This window comes from Mesorhizobium sp. ORS 3428 (assembly GCF_001854785.1).
Taxonomy (GTDB): Bacteria; Pseudomonadota; Alphaproteobacteria; order Rhizobiales; family Rhizobiaceae; genus Mesorhizobium.
The window spans coordinates 1-5,327 of sequence record NZ_MDFL01000113.1 but is presented as its reverse complement, the minus strand read 5'-3'; the positions used below and the strand labels follow the sequence as shown (position 1 = coordinate 5,327).

Genomic DNA, 5,327 nt, shown 5'->3' with positions numbered 1-5,327 from the left:
CCGCCAACTACAATCCGGCCGGCACGCTGCAGATCGATACGGCGGCGCCGATCATCGCCATCAACACCATAGCCGGTAACGACAACGTCAATGCGTCGGAGGCGTTGAGYGGGTTCGCCATAAGCGGGACCACGACCGGTGCCGAGAACGGGCAGACCGTCACCGTCAACATAGTCAACGGGCAGAAGGTCGTCGTAGACAGCTATACGACCTTTGATCAGAACAATGCCTGGTCGATCAACGTGACAAGCGCGCAGGCACAGGCGCTCGTGGACGGCCTCTACACGGTGACCGCCGGTGTGGCTGACAAGGCGGGCAATCTCGCCCCGCTCGCCACCAGGGCCCTCACGGTCGACGAAGACAAGCAGGCCGAAGCGCCGATCCTGGCCATCGCCAACACGGCTTTGACCGTCCAGGCCCACGGTTCGTCGGCGCTCGGAATCACGGCAACTCCCGTTGATACCGACGACACCGTCAAACTAACCATCTCAGGTGTCCCGAGATACGAGACGATCACGGCCCCCAGCGGCTATCAGCTCAGCAAGTCGTTGCGATTGAATGGCACCTACACCTGGACGATCAGCGAGACCTCGTCCACGATCGGCAAGCCGATCGCAGGGCTCACCCTTGCTTCCTCCTACAGCGGTACGGGCCATCCCGTCGCCACGCTGACGATCCGCGCAAGCAATACGACCGCTGGCGAAACAGCCAGTTCGCCTTCGCGGACCATGACGGTCACCGATCCTCCCTCGACCACAACCAGCCCGACATCGAACCTGCTGGCGCTATTGAACCAGTACGCGGCATCGGGCTTCCAGGGCGACTTGGCCAATGCCGGCGAGGTCGCGCCGGCATGGACACAGCATGGCGGCCAAGATCTCGTGGCGTTCCTGGCAACGCCAAGCCATTTCGAGCGCTAGGGAGAGGAGCTCGAAATGGCATTCGGAGGCCCCGAGATCGGGCGCGAGGACGATCAGGGGCTCGGCGCGCTCATCATGCTCCTGCAGCTCAATGGTGTCGCTGCGGAGGGATCGCAGATACGTCACAGGCTCGGCCAGGCGCGCATCGACACCAAGCAGATGCTGCGCTGCGCCAAGGACCTTGGCCTTAAGGCGCGCAGCGTCAAGAGCGCCTGGCCCCGCCTCGCCCGCACTCCCTTGCCGGCAATCGCGGCGCTCAAGGACGGCGGATTCCTGCTGGCCGGAAAGGCCGGGGACGAGCAGCTTCTCGTCCAGCGTCCCTATGCGCCACGCCCGGAGGCGCTGTCGCGGGCCGAGTTCGAGAATATTTGGGACGGGCGGCTGATCCTGATGGCGCGCCGCGCCTCCCTGTCGGACCTATCCCGGCGCTTCGACATCACCTGGTTCCTCGGCGCGGTCGGCAAATATCGCCACCTCCTTGGCGAAGTCCTCGTCGCATCCCTCTTCCTGCAGATTTTCGCGCTCTTCAGCCCGCTGCTCTTCCAGGTCGTGATCGACAAGGTATTGGTGCATCGCGGCCTCAGCACGCTGGAAGTCCTGACCGTCGGGCTTATCGCGATCGCTTTATTCGAGGCGGTGCTTGGCGGGTTACGGACATATCTTTTCGCCCACACGACCAACCGCATCGACGTCGAGCTCGGCGCGCGTCTGTATCGCCATCTGATGGCGCTCCCCCTCGCCTATTTCCAGGCGCGACGCGCGGGCGACTCGATCGCCCGGGTGCGCGAGCTCGAGAACATCCGCAATTTCCTGACGAGCTCGGCCCTTACCCTTGTCGTCGACCTTGCCTTCACCATCGTCTTCCTCGGCGTGATGGTAATCTATTCCCCGCTCCTGACCCTCGTCGTGCTGAGCGCATTTCCGGTCTATGTCGGCGTTTCTGCGGGCGCCACGCCGCTCTTCCGCAAACGTCTCGACGAGAAATTCAGATGCGGCGCCGARAATCAGGCATTGCTGGTCGAAAGCGTCACCGGGGTGGAGACCTTGAAGGCGCTCGCGGTCGAGCCGCAAATGCAGCGCCGGTGGGAGGAACAACTCGCCGCCTATGTGTCGGCGAGCTTCAGCGTGCTGAGCCTCGGCAATATCGCGAGCCAGGTCATCCAGTTAGCGAGCAAGATCGTCACCGCCGCCATCCTGTTCTTCGGTGCCAAGCTCGTCATAGACGGCAGGCTGACGGTCGGCGAACTGGTGGCTTTCAACATGCTGGCAAGCCGCGTGAGCGCGCCAGTGCTGCGGATCGCTCAGATCTGGCAGGATTTCCATCAAGCGCGCATCTCGGTCGAGCGGCTCGGGGATATTCTCAATACCCAGCCCGAACCGACCTTTGGTTCCGGCCGCGCCTCTCTCCCGCCGATCCGCGGCGAGATCACCTTTGAGCATGTCAGCTTCCGCTACCATGTCGACGGACCCGAGGTGCTGCACGATGTGAGCTTTCAATTTCCGCCCGGCCAGATCGTCGGGCTCGTTGGCATGTCGGGCTCTGGCAAGAGCACGATCGCCAAGCTCATCCAGCGTCTCTACGTGCCCGAGAGCGGTCGTGTACTGGCCGACGGCGTCGATCTCGCCATGGTCGATACCGCCTGGCTGCGGCGGCAGGTAGGCGTGGTGCTGCAGGAGGACGTGCTGTTCAACCGATCGGTGCGTGACAATATCGCGCTCGCCGATCCAGCCATGCCGATGAAAGACGTCGTCGCGGCGGCCGAGCTGGCCGGAGCCAACGACTTCATCCTCCAGCTGCCGGAAGGTTACGACACGGTGATAGGCGAGCGCGGCTCCTCGCTCTCCGGCGGTCAGCGCCAGCGCATCGCCATCGCTAGGGCTCTCGTCGGGGATCCGCGCATCCTTATCTTCGACGAGGCGACGAGCGCCCTCGACTATGAGAGCGAGCGCATCATTCAGAACAACATGCGCAGCATGGCCGAACGGCGCACGGTCATCATCATCGCCCATCGCCTGTCGATGGTGCGGCATGCCGACCGCATCATCACTATCCACCGCGGCCGCATCATCGAAGACGGCACGCATGACGACCTGATGCGCTCGAACGGCCGTTACGCCAACCTGYACCATCTGCAAGCGGGAAACACCGATGGCGGCCGCCGGAAAGATCGTTGAATTTCCCGCCCGGCAGGTTCGCCGCCGCGATCACGAGATCGCCTTCCTGCCCGCGGCGCTCGAGATCATGGAAAGGCCACCTTCACCCATCGGCCGGGCCATCGGCGCCACCATCATCGCCTTCTTCTGCCTGGCTCTCGCCTGGGCAACGATCGGCAGGATCGACATCGTGGCGACAGCCCCCGGCAAGATCGTGCCCGACGATCGTGTCAAGGTCATTCAGCCCTTCGACACAGGCGTCGTACGTGCCATCCATGTGCGTGACGGCGCCTCCGTCAAGGCCGGAGACGTGCTGATCGAGCTCGATCCAACGATAAGCGATGCGGAGATCGACCACATCAAGAGCGATCTCGTCGCCGCGAAGCTCGAGATAGCGCGGCTGCGGGCGGCGCTGGCGGGTCATGCCAATCCACTCGATGATTTCGTCGCTCCCGCCGATGCGAGCCAGTCCTTGATCGACATGCAGCGTCGCTTCCTTGTCATGCAGACGGCCGAACAGGAAGCGAAACTCGCCGAGATCACCCGCCAGCTTGCCGAGAAAGAGGCGGAAGGCGAAACCATCGCCGCCACGATTGACAAGCTGCAGGCGGTGCTGCCGCCGCTTCAGGAACGAGTGTCGGTGAGCAAGAGCCTCTACGACAAGGGTCTCGCCTCCAAGATGGCCTATCTCACCGACTTGCAGGACCTGATCAGCCAGGAGCACGATCTGCCAGTCCTGGAGAGCCGCGAACGCGAGGTCAAGGCGGCTGTCTCGGTCCTGAGGGAAACGCGCTCGCGGGCCGAGGCCGAATATCGTCGCTCGCTTTTCGACGATCTGGCGAAGGCTGAGCAAAAGGCGGCCGGGCTCGCCCAGGACATGGTCAAGGCCGAGCGCAGGGCAAAGATGCAAACCCTGACCGCTCCCGTTGACGGTGTCGTACAGCAGCTTTCCGTGCATACGATCGGCGGCGTCGTCACGCCGGCGCAGGCACTAGCCGTCGTCGTGCCGGCCGACGCTTCCCTCGAGATCGAGGCCGTGGTGTCGAACAGCGATATCGGTTTTGTTTCTCCAGGGCAGGACGCGCAGATCAAGGTCGACACCTTCAATTTCACACGCTACGGGCTCCTGCACGGGCGTGTGCTGGACCTCTCGCACGACACCGTCACGAATGGCGCTCGTGGCGATACCCTGCGTGACCCTTCACTCGCGACGGAAAGTTCGACGCCCGGCCACGAGCCAGCCTATCTGGCGCGCGTCTCGCTCGACCGCACTCAGATGCAGGTCGAGGGCCGGCCCGCCTATCTCTCGCCCGGCATGTCGGTCACGGTCGAGATCAAGACCGGCTCGCGTCGCATCATCAGCTACCTGCTTTCGCCCCTGCTCCRCTACAGGCAGGAAGTTTTTCGCGAGAGGTGAGATTGTTCGCCTGTGCCGCCTCCGCTTTGCCCCTCAACCTCACTCGATTGACCAAATGCCAACAGCGCTGAAGTTTGCGGTGGCGGTGATGGGTGCCGCGGCGTCTGTCATCAGGTCTTTGCGTGGAGCGTTCTCAGGCACGCATTTGAGCGAGGTGGCTCGTTCAAATGAACGATAAACCCACGGACAATGGGGGATAGTCTGGCTCTCGCGGCAACAGGGATGGTTCGGCCGGGAACCGGAGGCTGGGCATGTGCGGTATCGTTGGAATTGTCGRCCATTCGCAGGTCGCGCCGCTCATYGTCGATGCCCTGAAGCGGCTCSAATATCGCGGCTATGATTCGGCCGGCGTCGCCACCATYGCGAATGGCGCRCTCGGCCGCCGCCGCGCCGAAGGCAAGCTGATCAACCTCGAACGCCGGCTGAAGGAAGACCCGYTGSAGGGCACGATCGGCATCGGCCACACGCGCTGGGCAACGCACGGCGTGCCGAACGAGACCAATGCCCATCCGCATTTTTCCGACGGCGTCGCCATCGTCCACAACGGCATCATCGAGAATTTCGCCGAGCTGCGCGACGAACTCAGCCGCGACGGCTACGCCTTCGCCTCGCAGACCGACACCGAGGTCGTCGCGCATCTGGTCGCCCGGGAGCTTGCCAAGGGGCTGAAGCCGGTCGAGGCCGCGCACAAGGCGCTGCGGCGGCTGTCCGGCGCCTTTGCSCTGGCGATCATGTTCCAGGGCGACCAGGACCTGATCATTGGCGCCCGCAACGGTCCGCCGCTGGCCGTCGGCCACGGCGATGGCGAGATGTTTTTGGGCTCCGACGCCATCGCA

Annotated in this window: 3 protein-coding genes and 1 pseudogene; all 4 read left to right on the top strand. The window is 63.7% G+C overall.

All coding sequences use genetic code 11. From position 1 onward, the window contains the following. Window positions 1–920: Ig-like domain-containing protein (locus ORS3428_RS12465; RefSeq protein ID WP_244507945.1), on the top strand; the 920-nt coding region annotated here is incomplete at its 5' end. A 15-nt stretch (window positions 921–935) separates the two neighbouring features. After that, window positions 936–3,095: a type I secretion system permease/ATPase gene (locus ORS3428_RS12460; RefSeq protein ID WP_071098027.1), complete on the top strand. Its 2,160-nt coding sequence runs from the start codon at window positions 936–938 to the stop codon at window positions 3,093–3,095. Beyond that, window positions 3,070–4,491 (top strand): HlyD family type I secretion periplasmic adaptor subunit, encoded by a 1,422-nt coding sequence (locus tag ORS3428_RS12455; protein ID WP_071098025.1) that lies wholly within the window; start codon window positions 3,070–3,072, stop codon window positions 4,489–4,491. Before ORS3428_RS12460 ends, ORS3428_RS12455 begins: the two co-directional genes overlap by 26 nt. 251 nt (window positions 4,492–4,742) lie before the next feature. After that, a pseudogene (locus ORS3428_RS12450) lies at window positions 4,743–5,327 on the top strand (glutamine--fructose-6-phosphate transaminase (isomerizing)); the annotation flags it as partial.